The sequence below is a fragment of the Lentimicrobium sp. S6 genome, from assembly GCF_013166635.1.
Lineage (GTDB): Bacteria > Bacteroidota > Bacteroidia > Bacteroidales > UBA12170 > UBA12170.
This window is the reverse complement of the sequence record NZ_JABKBZ010000001.1, coordinates 179450-205279: the sequence shown is the minus strand read 5'-3', so window position 1 is coordinate 205279 and position 25830 is coordinate 179450. Positions and strand designations below refer to the sequence as shown.

Below are 25830 nucleotides of genomic sequence, written 5' to 3'. Positions count from 1 at the left end.
AAGGTGATTTATATAACTCCCACTAAATCGATACCTGGTTTTAGGGTTGCTTTACCTTCTTCCCACTTTGCAGGACATACTTCTGAAGGATTAGCTTCTACAAACTGTAAAGCTTTTAGCTTTCTTAATAATTCATCGGCATTCCTACCTACGTTTCCGGCTACTACTTCATAGGCTACAATTTCACCAGCTGGGTTTACTATAAATGTTCCTCTTTCTGCCAATCCTGCTTCTTCAATCATGACATTGAATCCACGGCTTAAAACACCAGTAGGATCGGCTAGCATTGGGTATTTAATTTTTTTGATGGTATCTGAAGTATCGTGCCATGCTTTGTGTACAAAATGAGTATCGGTAGATACAGAGTATATCTCAGCACCAGTAGCCTTAAACTCATCATACTTGTTGGCTAAATCTTCTAACTCTGTTGGGCAAACAAAAGTAAAATCGGCTGGGTAAAAGAAAAATACGGACCATTTTCCAAGTACATCCTCTTTACTTACTGTTTTAAAATCGTTATTAATAAATGCTTCTACTTTAAAATCTACAATCTGTTTTCCAATCTGTGACATAATTTTTATTTTTATATTATTTTTAATTTGAATTTTCTGATGGCAAAACTACAGGCAAAACAAACATCAGTCAAATCAATATTATTTATATTATAATAGATTTTTTCTATATTGTATAACAATATAAAGAAGAGCAAATTGCCAAGGAAGAATATCCAGGTACTCCAATAAAAATGATGAGGATCTCTAAGGTTTCTTTTGCAATTCAGCGACACAATGACTATTTTTGATTCTTCAAACCTCTTTTAAGACAAATAAAATGAGAATTACACATATTGCCATTTTCCTGATAAGCTTTTTTAGCCTACAAGCACAGGATTACTCTTCTTCTTCTCCTTGGCATATTCAAGCTAAAGACTTCGATGCTCAAAATTATTATGGCATTACTTTGGCCAATGGTATGGTAGGCTTGGTATCTTCTCCAGAACCTATGAAAATTGCAGATGTAGTTCTCAATGGCGTATATGATGAGTATGAGAGAGGTAGAGTGAGCAATATCCTCAAAACCTTTAGCCATATGAATTTAGACCTAGAGATTAATGGTCAGCATACCAATAGGCACAGTATTGATAATTTCAGTCAGACATTGGATATGAAAACGGCTACATTAGTCACAGAATTCACCTTTCAAAATAAAGCCAGTATACATCACGAACTTTTGTCGCTTCGCAATCTACCTTATTGTGCTTTGAGCATCATTACTGTATCAGCCAATGAAGACATTGAAATTACAGCCATCAACAATATCATAAGTCCAAATCATCTCTCTGATAATAGAAATTATTACTCTGAAATTGATAGACCTCATGCCCAAATACCTTTGTTAACATCAGAGGCTTATAGTCCAGGAGGAAAAACCTTGAGTGCCTCCACTTCTTTTATCTTCCCCGAAGAAAGTATAAAACCTGCAAGAATCATCCATCAAGAATGGGATTATAACAAACATTCCATGAAGTTTAAAACCCAAATTAAAGCTGGTGACACATACACTTTTGCTATTATTGGAAGTAGTTTAAGCTCTGTTCATAATAATGACCCTAGAAACGAAGTGGAAAGGTTGAGTATTTATGCTAATTTGGAAGGGATAGACAGACTCAAATCGGCACATATTAAAGCTTGGGAAAAACTTTGGGAAAGTGATATCATTATAGATGGAGATTTAGAATCGCAGAGAGACATTCGTTCTGCTCTTTACCACTTATACTCATTTGCTCGTAAGGGCAGCGCCCTCTCTATTTCTCCCATGGGATTATCAGGATTGGGTTATAATGGTCATGTTTTTTGGGATACTGAAATTTGGATGTACCCTCCTCTATTACTAACTCAACCAGACATTGCTCGTTCACTTTTGGAGTATAGATTCAATAGATTAGAAGCAGCCAAAGAAAATGCTTTTGCTCATGGATTTGATGGCGCTATGTTTCCTTGGGAATCAGCTGAGGATGGCTCAGAAGAAACACCGGTATGGGCTTTAACAGGTCCTTTTCAACAACACATTACGGCTGATATAGGCTGGGCTTTTTGGAAGTATTACGAGTTAAGTCAGGATAAAGAGTGGCTAAGAACTAGAGGATATCCAGTTTTAAAAGAAGTGGCTGCATTTTGGATGAGTAGAGTGGAAAGAAAAAGTCCAAATCGTTATGAAATTAATAATGTAATTGGTGCAAATGAATACCAAGAGAACATCAACAATAATGCTTTCACCAATGGAATGGTAACAACAGTGTTGGAATATTGTGCTCTAGCTGCTGAGGAATTAGGTCAGGAAGCAAATCCTGAATGGCGACAAGTGGCTGCAAATATCCCCATCCTAAAATTTGAGGATGGTACTACGAGAGAGAACGAGACTTATGATGGTGAAATCATAAAACAAGCCGATGTAAACCTGCTTGCCTTCCCCTTAAGTATTATCGATGATGAAGAAAGTATTCGTAAAGACTTGAACTATTATGAACCTAAGCTTTCTCCAAGAGGTCCTGCAATGGGAAGTGCCATTCTATCCGTAATTTATTCTAGACTGGGAGAAGCCGACAAAGCTTTTGATTTATTTAAAAAGAGCTATAAAAACAATGAAGTAGCTCCTTTTTCTGTATTAGCGGAAACAGCAAATGGTACAAATCCATATTTTGCTACTGGTGCAGGAGGAATGCTTCAGGCAGTATTATTTGGTTTTGGTGGATTAGAAATTAATGAAAAAGGTATTCAACAATTGAACACTAAACTTCCTAAGGGGTGGAAGTCAATTAAGATGACAGGAATAGGGCTAGAAAAAGAAACATACACCAAATAAACTAAAGATTTAGAACCTCCTTATTTTGAGAGGTTTTAAATAGACCATATTCTTTTTTCAATATTAATAAAGTCACTAATATTGGCGCTTCAAATATTCTTAGAACAACATGAGTAACTTTTTTCACATCTTAGGTCAAATCCTAACACTAATAGGCTCTTTGGGACTCTTTCTTTATGGGATGAAATTGATGAGCGAGGCTCTTCAGAAGGTAGCTGGTAGCAAAATGCGCCAAATTCTGGCCGCTATGACTAGTAACCCTTTAAAAGGAGCTTTTACTGGTTTCTTGGTTACCACAACCATTCAGTCTTCATCTGCAACTACCGTAATGATTGTGAGCTTTGTAAACGCAGGTTTAATTTCTTTGGTAGCTTCGGTAGGAGTAATTATGGGGGCAAATATTGGAACTACAGTAACCGCATGGCTTATAGCCATCTTGGGCTTTAAAGTAAGTTTAAGTTTCTTATCACTTCCTTTGATTGGTATTAGTTTCCCTCTATTCTTTTCGAAAAATAGCACCAGAAAATCTTGGGGAGAATTTATTATTGGTTTCGCTATTCTATTTATTGGACTTCAGTTTTTGAAAGAGAACGTTCCTGGCATTGACAATGCAGAAACCTTAAGTTTCTTATCAAGCCTAACAGATATGGGCTTTATATCCACATTGATATTTGTAATGGTGGGAACCATATTAACGGTTATTATCCAATCTTCCAGTGCCACCATGGCCCTTACTTTGGTGATGTGTTATAATGGACTGATTACCTTTGAAATGGCAGCAGCTATGGTTTTAGGGGAAAACATTGGAACAACCATTACGGCAAATATTGCAGCCTATGTGGCCAATGTATCAGCAAAACGCGCAGCACGAGCTCACCTCATCTTTAATATATTTGGAGTAGTTTGGATGCTCATTGTATTCCATCCATTCTTAAGAGGAATAGATTGGTTTTTACAAGAACGCCATGGTGCATCACTATTAAATACCAACCTATCTGTTACCGATTTCGATAGCATCAAATGGTTATACCCAATTGGCCTAGCTGTTTTTCATACCAGCTTTAATATCATCAATACAGCTGCCTTACTGGGCTTTGCTCCTTTTATTGCTAAAGTTGCAACCAGAATGGTCCCTGACAAAGGTGAGGATGATGAGGAATTCAGATTACAGTTTATTAGTACTAGCTTTGTTTCCACTAGTGAAATTGCATTGGTTCAAGCACGTCAAGAAATTGCAAGCTTTGCCATTCGTTTAGAAAAAATGTTTGGTTTTATTAAAAAGCTTAGTACAGAAGAGCACAACAAAAAATACTATAAAACCCTCGCTAAGATTGAGAAATACGAAGACATTACAGATAATATGGAAGTTGAAATTGCCAATTATCTAACCAAAGTTTCTGAAGGTGAAATCAGTCATGAAAGTTCTAAGAAAATCAGAACCATGTTGAAAATGATTGATGATATGGAAAGCGTTGGAGATGCTATTTATCAATTGTCTTTAGTTTTCGATAATTATAAACAGAGTAAATCTCAGTTTACCGACTATCAAATTGCTTCACTTAATGGAATGTTTGAATTGATAGACCGTGCCTTTGAAGAAATGCGTAGGAACCTAGATCAGGAATATAAAGACGCCGATACTTCTGGAGCTACTGAAATTGAAAAGAAGATCAACAAGAAACGTAATATGTTACGCAAGCAACATGTTGAAGATTTAAAAGAAAAGAAATACAAGCACAAAACGGGAACTTTCTATAGCGATATGTTCTCCATCACAGAAAAGATTGGAGATTATATCATTAACGTGAGTGAAGCTATTGAAGAATACCAAGAAAACGATTAATTATGAGTGTTAAGCAAGATTTATTAGATAGAAGTGGCAACACCTGCGAGCTCTGTGGATCCACAGAGAATCCTGGGTTTTATAACCTTCCTCCGGCTTTTACAGAGAGTATGGATGAAAGCGTAGTGGTTTGCCCTACATGCAAAGGCCAAATTGAAGAACCAGAAACCATGGACGGAAACCATTGGCGTTGTTTAAATGACAGCATGTGGAGTACCGTTCCAGCGGTTCAAGCTATGGCATGGCGCATGCTGAATCGATTGAAAGATGAAGATTGGTCAGGCGATTTATTAGATATGTTATATTTAGATGATGCCACCCTTAAGTTTGCTCAAGCAGATGGGGATGGCACTGATGATGATAGTCCTAAACATAAAGATTGCAATGGTACCCTTTTAAAATCAGGCGATAGTGTAACGCTGATCAAAAACCTAGATGTAAAAGGAACCAGTATGACCGCCAAAAGAGGAACTTCTGTAAAAAGAATTACTTTGGTTGATGATAATCACGAACATATTGAAGGTAAAGTAGAAGGACAAAACATTGTGATTTTGACTAAGTTTGTAAAGAAAACAAGCTAGAAAATTGCTGTTGGCTTTTAGCGATTGGCTATTGGCTTAAAAACTTCAGAATTTATTTTTGGCTTTGGAATATCCATAGTTGAATTTAATTCTGGAGTTTTTTTCAATGGTATTCATTGCTGCAATACTAGAACCATCGTAACCACGCAATCACACAACCACCCAACCACCCAACCACATATTTCCTAGATAGGTTTAGTCTCACACTAAACAGCCTCAATTCAGGAGGGTTGCACTACTCGCTTCAAGCAACTCTTAACTATACTTACCATTCCACGCAAAGAAAACGCAAAGAAAAAGGGCAAAGCACGCAGAAGAAAATAGAGCAAATTGCTAATTGGAACCCCAACATTAAACTTTGAATCTGGAACTTTGAACATTAAAGAAATCAAAAGACTCGCCTACTCACCCCTTCGCCAGCTCTCCAGCTCGATTGATCCTGACTATACTTTACCATTCCACGCAAAGAACACGCAAAGAAAAATTACAAAGCACGCAGAAGAAATTAGAGTAAATTGCTAATTGGAAGCTCAACATTAAACTTTGAATTTGGAACTTTGAACATTAAATCAAAGAAATCAGCCTACAATAAAAGACTCGCCTACTCACCCCTTCGCCAACTCGCCAGTTCGTCAACTCGTCATCACGTCATCACGTAACCACGCAACCACTGGTTCATGCTCGCCATTCTCCTTTCTTTTCCTATTTTTGCAAAAAACAATCTCATGAAACAATTTTTCGTTTGGAACTTGATACTCGTATTTCTCATTGGCTCATTCAACTCCTTTGCTCAAAAACCTGACACGGTCAGTATTATTGGTGTAGGAGATGTCATGCTAGGAACGGCATATCCTCTTGCTAAATACCTTCCTCCAAATGACGATTGTTCTCCGCTACTTTCTGAGGTTAAAGGAATATTACAAGATGCAGATGTTACCTTTGGGAATCTTGAAGGTTGTTTTTTAAACGAAGGTCCAACCACTAAAAACTGCAAAGACACCTTAAAATGTTATGCTTTCAGAATGCCAGATCGCTATGCTCCTTGCTTATCGGATGCTGGTTTTACGGTGATGAGCTTGGCCAATAATCACTCTGGTGATTTCGGAATGAAAGCCAGAAAAAATACCATGAGACTCCTCGATTCTGTAGGGATTCATTATGGAGGATTGGAGATAAAACCTACTGCTGAGTTCGAGATTGATGGCGTGAAATATGGCTTTGTCGCATTTGCTCCCATTAGAGCAACCCTAGATATGTTAAACCTGAGGATGGCTTCGGAAAAAGTAGCCGACTTAAAATCTAGAAACGACATTGTTATTGTATCTTTTCATGGTGGAGCAGAAGGACGAGAGCACGAGCATGTAACCCGAGAAACAGAGGAGTTTTATGGAGAAGACCGAGGCAATGTATATGAGTTTGCCCACCTCATGGTAGATGCAGGTGCCGATATCATTTTTGGTCATGGTCCACACGTTGCCAGAGCTATAGAAGTATATAAAGACCGATTTATTGCTTATAGTCTTGGCAATTTCTGTACCTATGCTCGCTTTAATCTTAGTGGCCCCAATGGTTTGGCTCCTATTGTCAAAGTCTATACCAATACCGAAGGAGAATTCTTGCATGGCAAGATTTTCTCTGCCCAACAAATTGGAGAAGGTGGAGCTACCTTAGATTCTCGTAATCGTGCTGTTAAGAAATTACAGACTCTTACACAGCAAGATTTTCCAGAGGGGAAATTGAATATTTTGGATGATGGGTCTGTATTGTTGAAATAAGTTTTAAATTAAAAGACGTAAACTAAAGGATGATAGCCCCATAGGGGATAGCGTCCTTGGTTCCTTGAAAAATCATTAGGGACTAAACACTTTCATACAAATAAACAGCCATAGGTCGGCACCAAAACTATTTTCCAAACAAGCTTTTTCTAGCCGACCCAAACAACATGAGAAAATCATTTCCGTGCGTTGAAACCCATGGAATTTTAATTAGAGCCTGAGATTATACTGTTAAATACCTTAGGTATTATTAAAATGGATAAACCCAAATCCAAAGAAACAAGCAAATGAGTTCCCAATTTTAATCCGTGAGAACCCGTCTAATCAGCGTTCATTCGCATTTAGCCTGACCGTAGCGTCAAGGGCTCCTATTCTATTGAGCAACCAATTCAGCCGTTTTGCCCCAAACTCTAAAGGGAGGCTGCTAAACACTGAATAAAGTTGTAAACTTGATCGCAGCAATACGGGTCCCCCTTGTGAGCCAGCGAACAAGCATTCGTGTAAATCCAAGTATATCACGTCATACAATTCATTCGTGCACCTGTCTAGCCTGCCTTGCTGCGAAGTCAGACAGGCTGCGTAGCCAGATAGATTAGTGGCAACTTTCTTTTACGAGCTGTGCGAGTATCATCCGCGTAAATTCAATTTATCCGCGCAAATTAGCGGACCTCTTTTTTTGAGCTAACAAGCACTCATGTAAATCCCAACATATCATGTCATATAATTATTCGTGAATTAGTGGCAACTTATGGTTCAAAGTTAAATTTGAGTATACCTAGAAGATTAGGATTACAAAACGAGTTGGAGAGCTGGCGAAGGCAAATCCTCCGAAGGCTCTAGCACATCACGCTATGCCCTCGGAGGATTGAGGATCGGTTCTATCATAGTCAAGTATACGCGGAAATATTCTCCGTCGCTTAAAACCTAGCAACTTGCTCAGCCGGAAATCCCTTCCTGCGTTTACCTATATTTCCATTATCACCGCTTACCTTTCTGTTTGGTAACTCACCACCAACGTGCGGTTCTTTAACATTATTCTACATCACTATCATGGCGCTTCACTTCGTTTCGCACCATGCTAGCATAAGTCGCCCCTTCAGGGCTTTTGTGTTGTGTTTCAGATTGCATGCCAAACAGAACGACCATGTTGGGGTATAATCCACTATAATTAACGTTTTAACCCTGACAATAGCGGTTCCTCGTTAAAGCGAGCCAGCGAGCACCATTCGTGGAAATCCAAGTATATCACGTCATACAATTCATTTGTGCATTAGTGGCAACTTTCTTTTACGAGCTGTGCGAGTATCATCCGCGTAAATTAGCGGACCTCTTTTTTTGAGGGAACAAGCATTCGTGTAAATCCTAATCATTCACATTCCATCATCCATTTGTGAATTCGTGGCAACAAGTACCTCTTTAATTCGCGAAAATTCGCGTTTAGCCTGACCGTAGCGTCAAGGGTTCTTCTTCTATTGAGTAATCAATTCAGCAGTTTTGCCCCAAACCCTAAAGGGAGCCTGCTGAACACTGACCAAAATAAATAATCTTGACCACCGAATTAGAGATTCCCCCTTGTGAGCTAACGAACAAGAATTCGTGTTAATCCCAACATTTCCAATCTTCCCATTCATTCGTGCATTAGTGGCCATTCTATAACAAGCAATAATTCAATTAAAATCCGTGATAATTCGCCCAATCAGCGTTCATTCGTGTTCCTCTTCTTTTTACGAGACGGCAAACAACTTGAATCCAAACTATCACCCAGCAAGTGCATTCCTCCGACAAAACAACCTAAAACAAAACTAGCACCATCTAATATTAATCAATATACAAACTTAACAAACCCATCACAACACACTGATTACAGGAATCTTCTGTTAAATTAAGTTAAGCCCTGTTAAGAGTGAAATTTTCTTCAAGAAAGCCACATTAATTTTTTTAAATTTGTGCGTTTTATTATATGTACCTAAAATAAATAATGGCTTCATTTCAAACAGCTGAAAGGCATTCTGCAAAAGTAATCACCGATAATGTGCTACATCAAAGGCATATGATAGCCTACGACCAAGCTGCTCAACTCGTGAGTGGACATATTTTGGAAGTAGGATGTGGCGAAGGTTACGGAATGGAACTTTTGGCGCCAAAAGCAACTAAATATATGGCTATCGATAAGTATAATACACCTATCGATCCCCAACTTCCTGATTTCTCAAAAATCACCTTTCAACAAATGAATGTTCCTCCTTTCGATGGAATAGAAGACAATACCTTCGATTTTATTGTTAGCTTTCAGGTGATTGAACATATTGAAGATGATGATTTCTTCAGCAGAGAACTCTTCAGGGTTTTAAAACCTGGGGGAAAACTCATTCTAACTACTCCAAATATCAAGATGTCTTTAACGAGAAACCCTTGGCATATTCGGGAGTATAAACCAGAGGAGCTTTTTGACTTGCTTAATGGCATATTTCACAAAGTGGAAATGAAAGGCATATTTGGGAATGAAAAAGTAATGGAATATTACGAAGCCAATAAAAAATCGGTGAGGAAATTCACACGCTTCGATGTCCTCAATTTGCAATATAAATTACCTCGTAGTATTCTTCAAATCCCCTATGATATTTTAAATAGGATGAATAGAAAGAAGCTACACAAAGGTAATACTGGCCTTAGTACTACGGTAAAACTAAACGATTATTATTTAGCCGATGCCAACGACCAATGCCTCGATTTGTTTATGATTGCTCAGAAAAAAGAAGATTAAGAATTACAAAATAAAAAACTATGACCCTCAATTACAAAAAGTTCAACAACATCATTGGTTGGGTAATATTCGCCATTGCCACTGTTGTTTATGTATTGACACTAGAGCCTACTACCAGTTGGTGGGATTGTGGAGAATATATTTCAACAGCCTATAAGCTAGAAGTAGGACACCCTCCTGGGGCACCCTTCTTTCAATTATTGGGCCGCTTTTTTACCCTTTTTGCTTTTGGAAACACACAGTATGTGGCTTATATGATTAACCTCATGTCGGCTCTTTCTAGTAGTTTTACTATTTTGCTTTTATACTGGACTATCACTCGTTTTGCTCGCAAACTAACCAGTGGCGAAATGACTGATAATAAAGCTTATGCAATCTTCGCTTCTGGTATTATTGGTGCTTTAGCTTTTACTTTTACCGATTCATTCTGGTTCTCAGCTGTTGAAGGTGAAGTTTATGCCATGTCCAGTTTATTTACCGCTGTAGTATTTTGGGCCATATTAAAATGGGAAGAAGTTTCGGATACACCTTATGCTTATCGTTGGTTGATTTTAATCGCCTATATGGTGGGATTATCTATTGGAGTTCACTTATTGAACTTGTTGGCTATCCCTGCTATTACCTACGTAGTTTATTTCAAGAAATATAAAAAAGTTGACCTCAAAGGTTTTGTTTTAGCTGGTTTGATTGGAGTTATCATTCTCTCCTTTATCATGTATTTAATTATTCCGATGACGGTAAAAATGGCCGGAAGCTTCGAGCTTTTCTTTGTCAACTCCATAGGTTTACCATTTAACTCTGGTTCTTTTATATTCATCATCACACTTATAGCTGCCATTGCTTGGGCATGGATGTTTACTTATAAGAGAAGATACCAAATTGCTCATATTGCAGTTATTGGCTTAACTTTCATTATGATTGGCTATTCTTCTTTCTTTATTTTGGCCATTCGTGCCAATGCCAATCCTCCAATTAATGAAAACGATCCTAAAGATGCCATTAGTTTATTATCTTATTTATTGCGTGAGCAGTATGGTTCTTGGCCTTTAGGACACGGGCAATATTATAATGCCGATGTTACCGAATGGAAAGACGGAACACCAGTTTATGTTAGAGATGAGAATACCGGAAAATATGTGATTACTGATAAAAGAGAGCAATCAGAGCCTCAGTATAATCCAGAATTATCTTCTGTTTTTCCAAGAATGTGGAGCAATACCAAGCCTGAGCACATCAGCATCTACAAAAACTATTTAACTTCCAAAGGAAGAGCGGTAAGAGTGATGGGAGCCGATGGACAAGAGAAGATAGAATATAAACCAAGCTTTGGCGATAACCTCCGCTTCTTCTTCCAGTATCAACTTGGTCATTCCTATTTCCGTTACTTTATGTGGAATTTTGTCGGTCGTCAGAATGATATTGAGTCACAACCCAATATCAGGAATGGGAATTGGATAAGTGGAATAGAATTCATCGACGCTATGCGATTGGGTAATCAAAGCGAATTACCATTTGCGGCTCAAAATCCTGCTCGTAATACTTTCTATTTCCTACCGCTCATTTTAGGATTGATAGGATTCATCTTCCATTTCAATAAAAACATGAAAGACTTTTGGGTGGTATTCCTGCTCTTTGTGATGACTGGTATTGCCATTATCGTCTACCTCAATGTAACGCCATATCAGCCTAGAGAAAGGGATTATGCCTATGTGGGCTCCTATTATGCCTTTGCAATTTGGATTGGACTGGGAGTTTTTGCACTCATAGATGCCTTGAGCAAGAAAATGAATATGAGGATGGCTACGGCTGGAGTATTTGCTGTCACCTTGGTGGCTGTTCCTGGATTATTAGCCAGCGAAGGTTGGGACGATCACGACAGAAGTGGAAAAACTACAGCAAGAGATTTTGCCATCAACTATTTAGAATCCTGTGAACCCAATGCTATTCTTTTTGTGAATGGTGACAATGATACTTTCCCACTTTGGTATATTCAAGAAGTAGAAGGCATCAGAACAGACATTAGAGTGGTGAACTATATGCTTTCTTCGGGACCTTGGTATGTTCACCAATTACAAAGAAAGATTTATGATTCAGAGAAAGTTCCGCTTTCTATTGAGCCAGAAAAATATAATAAAGGCGTCAATTCCTATGTACCTATTTATCCTAAAGTGGAAGGCACCTTTGAGCTCAGACAAATAGTTGATTTCATTAAGAGTGACGATCCGTCTACTAAATTAGGAACACAGCGAGGAGACAAAATGAATTATATCCCTACTCGAAAAGTGAAACTAACATTGGACAAGGAATATCTGATCAATGCAGGTCTAGTTCCTGCTGATAAAGTTGATGAGGTACCAGAAGCACTGGAGTGGAACTTAAGCGGAAGCGCCATCTATAAAAACGATTTAATGTTACTGGACCTCATAGCCACTAATAACTGGGAAAGACCAATATATTTCGCCAATCCAAATGCAGTAAGAAAGGTTCTTGGCCTTGGTGATTATATGCATTTAGAAGGATTTGTTTATCGTTTATTGCCTTATAAAGCCGATGGTTTAATCAAAGGCATGGGTGGTGTTAATGCTGAAAAAGCTTATGACTTATTGGTCAACAAAGCCAATTGGGGTAATCTTTATAAAGACGATGTAACTATTGATAGAGAAAGCTCTAGAAACAGTGGTATCCCTAAAAACAACTTCCTCAGAGTGGCTGAAGTATTGATAGAACAAGGTAAGATGGAAAAAGCCATTAAGGCATTAGATACTTATCAAAAAAACTATCCACACCACAAGGTAAATTACGATATGTATATGTTACCCTATGCCGAGGCTTATTATAAAGCTGGAGCTATTGAAAAAGGGAATGAGGTAGTAGAGATTTTATATGATTATTTTGTGGATGAATTGAATTATATCAATTCATTAAGTCCAGAGTATAAAAAGCTATTATTGCAGGATCAACAAACAGCTTTAGGTGTTTTACAACGTATGGCACAATCCACTCGTCAGTATAAACAACTAGATATAAGCACCAAAATAGACAGTACATTTAAAGAAGAGATTAATTTTTATTAGTCCTCTTACCTATGATATTTGAAAGGCTACCATTTTGGTGGCCTTTTTTTCAGCCATAACAAGGTATGCCAAAGTCCTACCAAAGTTGTCTGCAGTTAATTTTCAAAAGGCTTTGGTAAGGCTTTTGTATATATTTGGTAGCAAAAAACAAGGAGAATATTGCTAAACTCACATATCCTCTACTCTGTATTTCCAAAACCCTCTATATCCTCTTCGAAAAAGATATTCTATCCAAAAACCCTCTATATCCTCTTCAAAAGGGCATATGGCTACATTTTTATAGCATACTTTTTAAGACATCTTAATCAACAAGATTTAAAAACCACTAACTGTAAGTCATTCACGGTTCGCTAACAATACCGTCCAAAGCAAGTTTCCTATTAAAAAAGATTCTTCACTTCAATGCATTTCGTTCAGAAATACAGCGTATTATAAGGTGATAGAGAGGAAGAAGGGGCTTGCTTTTTGCAATGTCAAAAGCAAGCCCCTTCTTCCTGTTCTTTGCCAAAACACCGTCATTTCAATGCGTAGCGAGAAATCTCTATTAATCAATAGGACACTATTGATTCGCTAATAATTGTTCGTTTTTCACTGTTTACTATTAAATTCAAAAAAAACTTTCTCCTCCACTATTCCATCTTTTCTTTATACTTTTGCAATCCAATAAAAATAAGACAAATGGCACAACAAAAACCCAGCATACCTAAAGGAACTAGAGATTTCAATCCGAATGAAATGGCTCGTCGTAACTATATCTTCGACACTATTAGAAAGCATTTTAAACGTTATGGATTTAGTGCCATTGAAACTCCAGCTATGGAGAACTTGTCTACCTTAATGGGTAAATATGGAGAGGAGGGTGATAAATTATTATTCAAGATTTTAAATTCGGGTGACTTCCTCTCGAAAGTTTCTGAGGATCAGTTGAACAAGAGAAACAGCAATAAACTCACTACTAAAATTAGTGAAAAAGGATTACGTTATGATTTAACAGTGCCTTTTGCTCGCTTTGTAGTGCAGCACCGCAATGAGCTCACCTTCCCTTTCAAACGCTACCAAATACAACCTGTTTGGCGTGCCGATCGTCCTCAAAAAGGCCGTTACCGTGAGTTTTATCAGTGCGATGCTGATATGATTGGAAGCACTTCTCTGCTCAATGAAGTGGATTTGGTTTCACTTATTGATGATGTATTTCAAGATTTAAAGATTAATGTTTCTATTAAACTAAACAATCGTAAAATCTTAAGCGGAATAGCCGAATTTGTAGGTGAAGCTGACAAAATCATTGACATCACTGTAGCTATTGACAAATTAGACAAAGTAGGTTTAGAAGGCGTAAATAAGGAAATGGAAGTCAAAGGAGTATCCCCTAAAGCCATAGAACAATTACAACCCATCATCAATTTATCGGGTACCAACGCTGAAAAACTCCAAAAACTAAAAGAGCTTTTAGCCAGTAGCGAAATCGGAGTAAAAGGAGTAGAAGAAATGACTACTGTTTTAGACTACCTGGAAGGATTAGAAGTAAAAAACGAAGTAGAACTAGACCTCACTCTAGCTCGTGGACTAAACTATTATACCGGAACCATATTCGAAGTAAAAGCCTTAGATGTTGCCATTGGAAGCATTACTGGAGGAGGTCGCTATGATGACCTTACGGGTATCTTTGGAATGCCCGATGTTAGTGGTGTTGGAATCTCATTTGGTGCTGACAGAATCTATGATGTATTAAACGAATTAGACTTATATCCTGAACATACTGAGGATTCTGTTCAGGTATTCTTTGTGAACTTCGGTAGTGATGAAGAGAAATACTGTCTTCCATTAGTTTCTAAACTTCGCAAAAATGGCATCAATGCCGAACTCTATCCTAGCTCAGCTAAAATGAAGAAGCAGATGAAATATGCCAATGATAAAAATGTTCCTTTTGTAGTGATGATTGGTGGAGACGAAATGGAAAAAAATGTCCTATCAGTTAAAAACATGGAAACTGGTGAACAGTGCAATATGACCATGGAAGAACTTATTAAACTAGCCAGCAAATAACCTCAAATCCTCGAGTTACCAAGATTAATGGTCTAAACTACTTTTAATTCCAGATAGGTGGAAAAACATGAATTCATCTATTTCGGAATCACTTTGTATCTCTTTTACAAACTGTTCTATTCTTTCCGTTTCAGAAGATCCTATATCCGTATGTTTATCCATAGCGAAAGCGGCAGAGTAGGCATCCGAATCTTTTCTTTGACTCCAATTCTTACTAAATAACATTAACTGATCGTCACTTTGTAATTGTACATGATGAACCTTTAACTGTTGCTGAGCATCTGATTCCATAGTCATAGAAGCGGGTTTGAAATTCCAAACTTTGGTATTTCTAAGCAATTCTGTTTGAACACCAATATTTACGAATTCCAGCTCTAGTTTCTTGGTATCTAAACATGAAAAGTACATCTGTATACCTCCAAAATCAGCTTCCTCCGAAAAAGGCCCATCCACCTTATTGATAAAAAATCTCATAAATGACTCTACATTAGAATATTTCTTATCAAAATATACATTATTAAGCATATTATAAAGGTACATGCTAGTGAAGGCTCCTTTAATCTGCTTTTGTTCAATGTTTACTATGGCCCAATATAGTTTATTACCCAGTTTATGTCCCCATAGGAAGGAGTTCTGAATAGGCTTTTCTGAATAGGATTTATAATAAACATGTTTAAATATTTTATCCAAATCAGAAGAGTCATTAAAGAAACTATCTTGAAGTGATCTTGCAAACGCTAACTCTTTTGAAGTATTGGTTTCAAATTCCTTCAACTTTTCATGGCTTTTTGTAATATCATGATAACTCTTATTGAGCTTTCCATGCAACTCCTCTATCCTTCTGAATTTCCTAAATAATACCAGCAAAACACCGATAAGAATGATTAAGCTAATCACAATAATAACCAAAGTAGATATTACACTATTTACCTGCCTCTCCTTTAATTGATTTTCAGTACTTAGAAGTTTAATCTCGCTTTCATTTCTATCGTATTCGTATTCTGATTGAATCTTTGAAAGCACTTCAAAATTGGTACTCCTGATTAGGCTATCATTTAAAGAATGGTATTTCTTAAAATACATTAATGCTTTGGAATCATTTTTTAAACCATTGTAGGATTGTGATAATAAATCATATGCTTCCATTTCTAGGTTTACATCGGAAATGAGCTTAGAAATCCTCAAACATTCAAAGGCATATTTAATGGCACTTTCATATTCTCCTAGGAAATAATAACTATAAGATAAGTTATAGTTATCCATTTGAAGCTCCATTTGATTACCTACTTTGGTATGGTATTGAAGATTCTCTAGGAATAGCTCCATCCCCTTTTCAATCTGGTTATTCATGGCATAAAGCATCCCAATAGCCGTTCTATTTAAAGCTTCTCTATCAGTATTTGAAATACTTTTATTAATGGCTAATGCTTTCTTTGCATAAATTAATCCACTATCGTTTTGGCCTAAAAATTTAAAGGCGATGGCGGCATTATGATAAAAGGTTCCCTGATCAAAAAGGTTTTCACTCTCTTGTGCTAGTTTTAAACCCTTTTTACAAAACTCTAACTCCTTTTCATGATTTCCTTGATATTGATATACCTGACTGATATTATTATAAGAATCCATCAGAAACTTTTGGTCGCCTAGTAGTGACCCTATTTTATAAGCCTCATTATAATAATAGATGGCACTATCAAATATATAGAGCTGATGAAATGCATAGCCCAATTTGTCGTATCCAGAAACCAAAGCATTAGAATCTCCAATTTGAATCAAAAGCTTAATCAATTGATGTTGAGAAGGAAGATATTTCTTATTATAGCCCAGCTTACTTAAAATCCTATTATTTAATTGCAAAGCAGAAGCTTGTTGTTGTAATGTTCCTTCAATAGCATAAGCCTGCACCGATTTCCTTATATAAATCACAGCGCTATCATATAATTTCTCCTCAAAATAGTTCTGAGCTATTTCTTGCTGTATTTCAGCCATTTCAATAGGAGTAATTCGGGGATGTTGAAGGATAATCTTCAAGCTGTCAGTGATATTTGCTATTGAAAAGGAATGAATAGCAAATAAGAGGATGAAAAATATATGCGTCTTCTTCATAGGTAAGCAGGATAAAATTCTAAACGTCAAATATATGGAAAAATGCAAAAAGAAAAGCCCCTTATTCCTCTTTATATTTCTTGGATTGTCGAATGATAGATTCCTTATGTACCAATTGCAAGACCTTTAATAAAAAATTCTTGCTTATACCCTGATTTTCACCATTTTCCAGTCTGTCTAATAGAATATTCGACCATCGTTTGACCTGAAAAATAGCGATATTATTATTCACCTTATAATCGCCTACTTCATCTATAATTTTAAACCTTTGGGCTAAGGTTTCAATTAATACTCCATCCAGTTTGTCAATTTCTGATCGGTATTCTTCTAGTTTATGTTGGAAGTCATAATTCCCTTTTTGCCTTCTTACTACTAAACGTTCCAACATAATCCCCAGATTTTCCGGTGTAAGCTGCTGGGCAGCATCTGTGTATGCTTGTTCTGGATTGATATGACTTTCAATCATTAAACCATTCATATCTAAATCTAATGCTCGTTGAGCCACATCAAACAATAAGTCTCTTTTTCCAGCAATATGACTGGGGTCAACGATAATAGGTAATTCTGGAATTCTTCGTTTGAGTTCAATGGGAATCTCCCACATGGGTGCGTTTCGGTAAGGGGAGCGTTTCAGAAAATCGAATCCTCTATGAATTGCCATCAACTTATTAACTCCTGCCTGATTGATTCGTTCTAAAGCACCTACCCATAATGAAACATCAGGATTCAATGGATTTTTTACCATCACAGGAATATCAACCCCTTTTAACGCATCTGCAATTTCCTGCACAGAGAAAGGATTCACTACTGTTCTGGCACCCAACCACAATACATCAACACCATATTTTAAAGCCAATTCTACATGCTTAGGATGTGCCACCTCTGTTGCAGTTTTTAATGATGTTTCCGCTTTTACAGTTTGCAACCATTTTAAAGCCTCCTCTCCCATTCCTTCAAAAGAATTGGGCCGAGTTCTAGGCTTCCAAACTCCCGCTCTAAAAATCTTCACTTTCCCTATGGTATCAATCTCTTTTGCAGTAGCTATAGTTTGCTCCTCAGTTTCTGCACTACAAGGTCCACTAATATATAAGGGCTGGCGGCTCTCATTACACCATTCTTCTAAAGGTAAAATATCCAATTCATGACTCATGCTGCAAAAGTAGTGATTATTTAGTCTTTTCAAGAAGACGCCAAACACTTCGTTACTCTTGTTTTGAAAACTGTCATTTACAAAAGTAAATTCCTTGTTTTTCAAAACTACCAAAGCCTCATATTTGACGTTTTCTTATCAAAGACCTAAAAAAATGTGTTTTGTGTAGCTTCTATTTAGTGTTTGTTGATAAAGCCCGAATCCTCCTTTTATGACAGATACTTATAGACCCCAAAATCTAACTTTATTCAATGTTGGCATTCCTCAAAAAGCCATATCTTTACCCTCAATTTAAAAACTAGATATGCCAACACCAAAACGACTATATTTATTAGATGCTTATGCACTCATCTACAGGGCTTATTACGCCTTAAATAGGAACCCAAGAATCAACTCAAAGGGGCTTAACACCTCTGCTATTCTAGGATTTGCGAATACTTTACTAGAAGTCATTCAAAATGAAAAGCCCGATTATATGGCGGTAGTTTTTGATCCCAAAGGCCTCACTTTTAGAAGCGATTTCTTTCCTGAATATAAAGCCAACAGAGAAAAAACACCAGAAGATATCACTGCTGCCATCCCTTATATTAAAAGCCTAATCGATGGCATGGGAGTGGAGCGTATAGAGGTGGAGAAATTTGAAGCTGATGATGTGATTGGAACCTTATCGAAAAAAGCTGAAAAAGCAGGTCTTCATACTTTTATGATGACTCCAGATAAGGATTATGGACAGTTGGTAAGTGAGAATATTTTTATGGTGAAACCTGCCAAAAGCGGAAACCCAGCTCAGGTTTTAGGTCCAAAAGAAATATGTGAGAATTTTGGAGTCAAAAGACCCGAACAAGTTATCGATTTTCTAGGAATGAGTGGTGATAGTGTAGATAATATTCCAGGTATTGCTGGAGTAGGTCCTGTTACTGCTCGTAAACTCATAGCACAATTTGATAGTGTGGAAAACATGGTGGCTCATGTGGATGAAATTAAGAATCCTAAATTGAAGATAAAAGTAGCTGATGCTATTGAAGCTGTATTAATCTCTAAAAGATTAGCCACCATCGAGTTGAATGTTCCTGTTGAACTCGAATTGGATAAGCTGTTATTGGACGAACCCAAAAGAGAAGAGCTAAACGACTTATTCAACGAATTAGAGTTCAGAACCTTTGCTAAACGAGTTTTTGGAGAAACAGCTAGCCCAATTGCTGCAGCTCCTTCGGCAGGAATGCAAACCGACCTGTTTGGTGGTGCTGAAGAAGTAGTAGAAGAATTTGCGACTACTCTTAAAACCATCGATGATATTGAGCATAAATATGAAGTGGCAGACACTCCTCAGAAAAGAGCCAATTTGATAGAAACTTTGAATAGTGCTATGGCCTTTTGCTTCGATACAGAAACCACGGGGCTGGATTCTTTAACAGATGAGCTGGTTGGAATGTCTTTTTCTTTTAATCCTCACACCGGGGTTTATGTGCCACTTCCAAACGATTTAGAGGAGGCCAATAAAATAGTGAATGAGTTTAAATCGGTATTTGAGTCGGACAAGATTGGTAAGATTGGGCAGAATCTGAAATTTGATATTGCCTTCTTGGCATCCTATGGCATTGATGTACAAGGTCAGCTTTTTGATACTATGATTGCTCATTATCTGCTTCAACCCGATATGCGCCACAATATGGATTTATTATCTGAGACCTATCTCAATTACAAACCCATGAGCATAGAGTCTTTGATTGGCAAAAAAGGAAAGAACCAAAGAAGCATGAGAGATGTGGACATGGAAACCATCACCAAATATGCTGCCGAAGATGCTGATATTACATTGCAACTCAAAATGCATTTCGAGCCCTTATTGGCCGAGAAAAATCTATTGGAGCTATTTGCCAAAGTAGAAATGCCTCTAATCAAAGTATTGGCAGAAATGGAGAGAAATGGAGTGAAATTAGATGTTTCTGCCTTAGGAAAATTCTCGGAGGAACTAGCGATAGGAATCAGGGCTTTAGAAACCCAAATTCATGAACACGCAGGCGAATCCTTCAATATAGCCTCCCCTAAACAACTGGGAGACATTTTATTTGGCAAAATGATGCTATCTGAGAAAGCCAAAAAAACCAAAACAGGACAATACAGTACTGGTGAAGAAATTTTGGTGAAATTAGAAGGTAAGCACCCTATTATTCGCGATATTCTCGATTATCGTTCCCTCACCAAACTCAAGTCGACCTATGTTGATGCCTTACCCGAATTGGTGAATAAAAATGATGGTAGAATCCATACCAGCTATAATCAGACAGTGGCGGCTACAGGAAGGTTGAGTTCCACCAATCCCAACCTTCAGAATATTCCGATTAGGACCCCAAAAGGAAAAGAAATCAGACGCGCCTTTGTTCCCCAAGATGAAGAGCATATTTTGTTTGCAGCGGATTATTCACAAGTAGAACTCCGCATTATTGCCAGTATGAGTGGCGATGAAGCCATGATTCACGATTTTAATGAAGGAATTGATATACATACGGCTACTGCAAGTCGAGTTTACGATGTGCCCTTAGAAGAAGTGACCAGCGATATCAGAAGAAATGCAAAAACAGTCAACTTTGGAATCATTTATGGTATTTCTGCCTTTGGTTTGAGTGAGAGGTTGGGGATTCCAAGAAAAGAGTCTGCTACCATCATCAAAAACTACTTTGAGAAATACAGCGGCATCAAATCTTTCATGGATTCCACTGTAGCATTTGCCAAGGAAAAAGGATATGTGGAAACATTGATGGGACGTCGTCGTTATTTAAAAGACATCACCTCTAGAAATGCTATTGTTAGAGGATTTGCAGAGCGAAATGCCATTAATGCTCCCATTCAAGGATCTTCTGCCGATATGATTAAAGTAGCTATGATTCGTATTTATGAAGCCATGCAAAAAGCAGGACTGAAATCGAAAATGATATTACAAGTACATGATGAATTGGTGTTTGATGCCTTAAAAGAGGAGCTTCCTACATTGCAAGTCATTGTAGAAAGGGAAATGCGAGAAGCACTAAAACTCAAAGTACCAGTAGTTGTGGATATGAATACAGGTGAAAATTGGTTGGATGCACATTAGTCTATTTTAAAACTAATTTTCATGAATAAGAAGCTGAGAAATTTTGTTTTCATCCTCCTGTCTTTTTTCTTGATTATCGCAGGAGGCTTTTCCTATTTCTTTATTTACAATGAAGCCCCTATTATTAAAGGTGAGGTATTTCGTCAGGTGAATTATAAAGCTAACCTGAATTTGGATATCTATATGCCTACACAGGAGGTTTATCAAAACCATCCAGTTGTAATATTCTATCATGGTGGTGCTTGGATAGGCGGAGCCAAAGAGGCCATCAATATCAATAGATTTAATGGAACCATCAACCAGTTGCGAGAAAACGGATATGCTATTGTGAGTGCAAATTACACCTTAGCAAGCCGAGAACAATCTCCTTTTCCAGCTTGCATTATCGACGCTTTTGACGCCATAAAATGGGTAGAAACTCATGCTGATAAGTATCAGTTTGATTTAGAAAATGTGGGTGTTTTTGGGGAGTCTGCAGGAGCTCATATTGCTCTGATGGTGGCCTTTTCCAATGTTAATGATTTTTCTCCCAGTTCTAAATCGGAAATCAAGCTTGATTATGTAGTAGATGTTTATGGCCCTACTCATTTGGAAAGTTTATATGAGACAACTTTGGTGGATAGCATCACTTCTTTAATAGAAAAAGCTCCAGAAAGACTACAAGCTTGCATCAATATTCCCGAACAATTATTTGGTTTTAACCCAAAAGCAGACAGCCTAAAAACCAAGGCTTTCACAACTCGATATTCTCCAATAAGCTATCTTCATCCCCAAATACCTCCACTACTCATCATCCATGGTAATCAAGATAGAATAGTACCTCTTCAGCAGTCAAGTGTTCTGATAACTAAGCTTGATGAAAGGCACTTAAACTATGAATACCATGAAATTAAAAACATGGATCATGCTTTTATTGGTGCTTCTATTGAACAACATGAAGAAGTTGAAAACTGGATTGCTTCGTTTATTAGGCAGCAACATAATCCATAAGAATAGGATTAATATCATGCTTGCTTAGAATTTTTCCAAATTACTGATATATTGGTCATTGTACAGTGCTTAAAGATTTTCTTTTTTATCTTAGCACCTGCTTATTTTTTAGAAAATTCACAAAACACACCTACCATGAAACACATTTCCTTTTTATTGATCTGCCTTTTTACAGGCCTTTTTTCTTTTGCTCAAAGCCATGACTCTCAGATTGAAAACGTCATCAATACTGTAAATTTAGATTCTCTTATCTATCAAATGAGGAACCTAAGTGGTGAAGATGAAGTCATTGTAAATGGCGAAACAACAACAATAGAACACAGAGTGAGCAATTGGGGAAATAACCTTGCTGCCCAATATATCTTCGAATCTTTAGAATCTCTAGGTTTAGAAACGACTTGGGATGCCTATAGTTTGGATGGTATTAATGTTTATGCAGTGCAACCAGGAACAGTTTATCCTGACGAGTATTATATGATTTGTGGCCATTACGATGCAGTAGATTATTACTGTGCTGATGATAATGCTAGTGGAACTGCTGCTGTTATTGAAGCTGCTCGTATCTTAAGTACTATGGAGTTTGAATATTCTATTATTTATGCACTTTGGGATGAAGAAGAAATTGGTTTAATCGGTAGTGCTGATTATGCAGCAAGAGCAGCTTCAAATGGAGATGTCATTCACTCCGTTATCAATATGGATATGATTTCCTGGGATCAAGATGAGGATATGGTACTTGAAATTCATACTTCTAACACTGCAAATTCTACTCAATTGGCTGATTATATTGTGGAAATAAATGACATCTATGAACTAGATATCGTTCCCGTTCTTGAATTGCCAGGAACAGTATATTCTGACCATGCTAGTTTTTGGAATAATGACTATGCAGCGGTTCTAATTATAGAAGAATATTATGGTGGTGATTTTAATCCTTATTATCATACAGAGCAAGATAGAATTGCTATTTTGAACATGGATTATTTCTTTGAAGCATCGAAACTATGTATTGGTAGCTTAGCATCTATGTGTTCTCCTATATTGAATACATCTACCGTTGAAATGCCAAAAACTGAAAATGGGAAGATTGAAATCTTTCCAAACCCTGCCATATCTAATGCTCGAATTAATTTTTATCTAGAACAAAATCAATATACAGAAGTTAGCCTTCTTAACAATATGGGACAAACTATTTCTACATTACATCAAGGTGAAATGACCAGTGGAATTTTTCAAATTGAGCTTCCTCTAGAGGGTTTATCTCAAGGCTTATATTTTGTAAAGATAGAAGCAACAAATTTTAGTAATACCGAAAAATTATTAGTGAAATAATAAAGCATAAGATTTCGTACTTTTGGAATCCTCTTTTTCTAATTTTATTTGGGTAAAGAGGATTCTAAATTTGTAGATATGACCAATACAATCCTTCATAAAAATATCATCATCAGAAAAGCTTCTGGAGATGAGGAAATATTCGAGATTTCCAAACTCGAACGCTCTTTGCATAATTCGGGAGCCGACAGAAAATCTATCATGCGTGTAGTTCATGATATTGAAAATTGGGTTTATGATGGCGTCACCACTAAGAAAATATATTCTCGAGCTTTCTCACTACTCAAGCGTGACAAGGGTAGTTCAGCCATGCGTTACAAACTCAAAAAGGCGATTTTTGAGTTAGGTCCAACTGGCTATCCCTTTGAGCAATATATGGGTCAGCTTTTTGCCAAGCAAGGATATGAAATAGAAGTTGGCGTGGTGGTTAATGGCCACTGTTTGTCTCATGAGATGGATGTGGTAGCTACCAAGAAACATATTCAGCATATTATGGAATGCAAATACCATAAAGACCAAGGAAAAACGGTGAGCATACAAGTTCCCTTATATGTGCGTTCCCGTGTGAATGACATCATCAGAAAGCGAGAACAAATGCCCGAATTTGAAGGCCTTTCTTTTAAAGCATGGGTGGTAACTAACACTCGCTTTTCGCCAGATTCCATAAAGTATGGGAATTGCAGTGGTATGAAGCTCCTAGCCTGGGATTATCCTCAAGGCCATGGTTTAAAAGACATGATAGAACGAGTGAAGGTATTCCCAATTACTGTTCTTACTCAGCTCACCAAGAAAGAAAAACTGAGTTTAATGGACAAAGATATTATAAGCTGTGAGCAGTTGTTGAAAAACCAGGATCTACTAACTCCTCTAAATTTACCTATTAAAAAACAGACCCGTTTATTGGATGAATTACACCATATTTGCGGATAATTTGAGACCAACATGAAAAAGAACGAAGGCCAAAAAGAAGAACAACCCAATAATCCACTTCACGGAGTGAGGCTAAAAGACATGTTAGCACATATGGAGGAGCATTATGGCTGGGAAATGATGGCTACAAGAGTCAAAATAAATTGCTTTCAATTTGAACCCTCTTTTGGCTCCTGCCTAAAGTTTCTACGAAGAACTCCTTGGGCCAAAGCGCAAGTAGAAGAACTGTATTTGGAATTACTTCATGATGGGATTATTCCTCCTCAGAAAGTTAAGAAGTAATTTTAGAGTATTAGAAGTTTGGCCACAAATTCACGAATAAATTTCTAACCTTTTTTACTGCGATTACACGAATAATCTAGCAGTTGATGAAGAATAATAGAATCATATAAAAATTCCACGCAGAGAACGCTAAGATTAATCGCGAAGGACGCTAAGAAATGAATCTATTAGTGCTATAGATATATTATAATTCCCTATTTACAGATGAATCCCACACTAGCTAGGTTGATTCGCAAAGATAAAACTGATAAAAATAAAATGAAACCAAGACTTCTAATAATTTTACTAATGCTTACAACTATTATTGTAGCTCAAAATACCAGCTCTAGTATTACAGGTAAAAACATCTCAGAGGTTCTCGATGATTTTATTGAAGAAGACAAAAACAGTGGACCTTTTTTTTACTCATATAGCGTGTTTGTTATTTCAGCATATCATTCATTAGATGATGATTCCAAAGATACTTGCTTTACAATGGGTGTAATACGAAATGAATCTTATTTTGATCTAGTAATGCCTGAATACTTTTGTCATTATAATGATGAATTAATAGTATTTGTATTTTATAGTGGAATTAAACCATATGATATCAGTGGTTTTACTTTGAAACCAATAGACAATGATGGTGAAACTGTTATTTTGAAAAAACTTTATCCTAAAACAAAAGGTTTTATTTCAGGTACAGATCCTGGTTTGTTAATTAAGAAAAAGAATAATAAATTGCATATAACTAAATATGTAAATTCAGATGAGATACCAGAAAATAAGAGTATTATTTTATTTCATGATTTTGGAGAAGCTGAACTTCTAAGAGAAGGTGATATAAAGATAAATTTTGATTGAATTCAGTATTTAAATTTAGTAGACAAGAAAATACTACTTCCAGCTAGCTCAAGTTTGCGTGTAAAATTCCACTACCAGGAGTTAGTAATTAAAAATTCGTGAAATATTATAACTCATTTAAGATTCCATTCGGGCATTCGTGGCAAAAAGACATGACCACA

At 36.9% G+C, this 25830-nt stretch carries 16 protein-coding genes; 13 read left to right on the top strand and 3 right to left on the bottom strand.

Going from position 1 to position 25830, the window contains the following annotated elements; genetic code table 11:
- Positions 1 to 8: 8 nt before the first annotated feature.
- Positions 9 to 572, bottom strand: coding sequence for an alkyl hydroperoxide reductase subunit C (gene ahpC, locus HNS40_RS00860; RefSeq protein WP_172276237.1), 564 nt, complete (start codon positions 570 to 572; stop codon positions 9 to 11).
- A 259-nt stretch (positions 573 to 831) separates the two neighbouring features.
- Between ahpC and HNS40_RS00855 the strand changes: the two genes are divergently transcribed.
- From HNS40_RS00855 to hisS, 7 genes are all read left to right on the top strand, one after another.
- Complete coding sequence (locus tag HNS40_RS00855) at positions 832 to 2862, top strand: glycoside hydrolase family 65 protein (protein ID WP_172276235.1); 2031 nt, start codon at positions 832 to 834, stop codon at positions 2860 to 2862.
- A gap of 109 nt (positions 2863 to 2971) precedes the next feature.
- Positions 2972 to 4705, top strand: a complete 1734-nt coding sequence (locus HNS40_RS00850) for a Na/Pi cotransporter family protein (protein ID WP_172276233.1) — start codon at positions 2972 to 2974, stop codon at positions 4703 to 4705.
- A 2-nt stretch (positions 4706 to 4707) separates the two neighbouring features.
- Positions 4708 to 5286 (top strand): alkylphosphonate utilization protein, encoded by a 579-nt coding sequence (locus tag HNS40_RS23050; RefSeq protein ID WP_172276231.1) that lies wholly within the window; start codon positions 4708 to 4710, stop codon positions 5284 to 5286.
- Positions 5287 to 6011: 725 nt separating this feature from the next.
- Positions 6012 to 7061, top strand: coding sequence for a CapA family protein (locus tag HNS40_RS00840; RefSeq protein WP_172276229.1), 1050 nt, complete (start codon positions 6012 to 6014; stop codon positions 7059 to 7061).
- 1978 nt (positions 7062 to 9039) lie between these two features.
- Entirely contained in the window at positions 9040 to 9825 is a 786-nt protein-coding gene (locus HNS40_RS00835; protein WP_172276227.1) for a bifunctional 2-polyprenyl-6-hydroxyphenol methylase/3-demethylubiquinol 3-O-methyltransferase UbiG, read from the top strand.
- 20 nt (positions 9826 to 9845) lie between these two features.
- Complete coding sequence (locus HNS40_RS00830; RefSeq protein WP_172276225.1) at positions 9846 to 12899, top strand: DUF2723 domain-containing protein; 3054 nt, start codon at positions 9846 to 9848, stop codon at positions 12897 to 12899.
- A gap of 678 nt (positions 12900 to 13577) precedes the next feature.
- On the top strand, positions 13578 to 14945 hold the full coding sequence (hisS, locus tag HNS40_RS00825; protein ID WP_172276223.1) for a histidine--tRNA ligase: 1368 nt from the start codon (positions 13578 to 13580) through the stop codon (positions 14943 to 14945).
- A gap of 24 nt (positions 14946 to 14969) precedes the next feature.
- Here the strand turns inward: hisS and HNS40_RS00820 are convergent, their stop codons facing one another.
- Together HNS40_RS00820 and HNS40_RS00815 are read right to left on the bottom strand one after the other, a co-directional pair.
- Positions 14970 to 17051 (bottom strand): tetratricopeptide repeat protein, encoded by a 2082-nt coding sequence (locus HNS40_RS00820; protein WP_172276221.1) that lies wholly within the window; start codon positions 17049 to 17051, stop codon positions 14970 to 14972.
- 61 nt (positions 17052 to 17112) lie between these two features.
- Positions 17113 to 18201, bottom strand: coding sequence for a chorismate mutase (locus HNS40_RS00815; RefSeq protein WP_172276336.1), 1089 nt, complete (start codon positions 18199 to 18201; stop codon positions 17113 to 17115).
- Between the two features lie 304 nt (positions 18202 to 18505).
- Between HNS40_RS00815 and polA the strand changes: the two genes are divergently transcribed.
- The 6 genes from polA (at position 18506) to HNS40_RS00785 (ending at position 25669) form a co-directional block, all read left to right on the top strand.
- Positions 18506 to 21292, top strand: a complete 2787-nt coding sequence (polA, locus tag HNS40_RS00810) for a DNA polymerase I (RefSeq protein WP_172276219.1) — start codon at positions 18506 to 18508, stop codon at positions 21290 to 21292.
- 21 nt (positions 21293 to 21313) lie between these two features.
- Positions 21314 to 22282 (top strand): alpha/beta hydrolase, encoded by a 969-nt coding sequence (locus tag HNS40_RS00805; RefSeq protein ID WP_172276217.1) that lies wholly within the window; start codon positions 21314 to 21316, stop codon positions 22280 to 22282.
- 135 nt (positions 22283 to 22417) lie between these two features.
- Entirely contained in the window at positions 22418 to 23614 is a 1197-nt protein-coding gene (locus HNS40_RS00800) for a M28 family peptidase (RefSeq protein WP_172276215.1), read from the top strand.
- A 78-nt stretch (positions 23615 to 23692) separates the two neighbouring features.
- Positions 23693 to 24544 (top strand): restriction endonuclease, encoded by an 852-nt coding sequence (locus HNS40_RS00795; RefSeq protein ID WP_172276213.1) that lies wholly within the window; start codon positions 23693 to 23695, stop codon positions 24542 to 24544.
- Positions 24545 to 24556: 12 nt separating this feature from the next.
- Entirely contained in the window at positions 24557 to 24826 is a 270-nt protein-coding gene (locus tag HNS40_RS00790) for a VF530 family DNA-binding protein (RefSeq protein WP_172276211.1), read from the top strand.
- A gap of 204 nt (positions 24827 to 25030) precedes the next feature.
- A complete protein-coding gene (locus HNS40_RS00785; RefSeq protein WP_172276209.1) occupies positions 25031 to 25669 on the top strand; it encodes a hypothetical protein in 639 nt (212 codons plus the stop codon).
- Positions 25670 to 25830 lie beyond the last annotated feature (161 nt).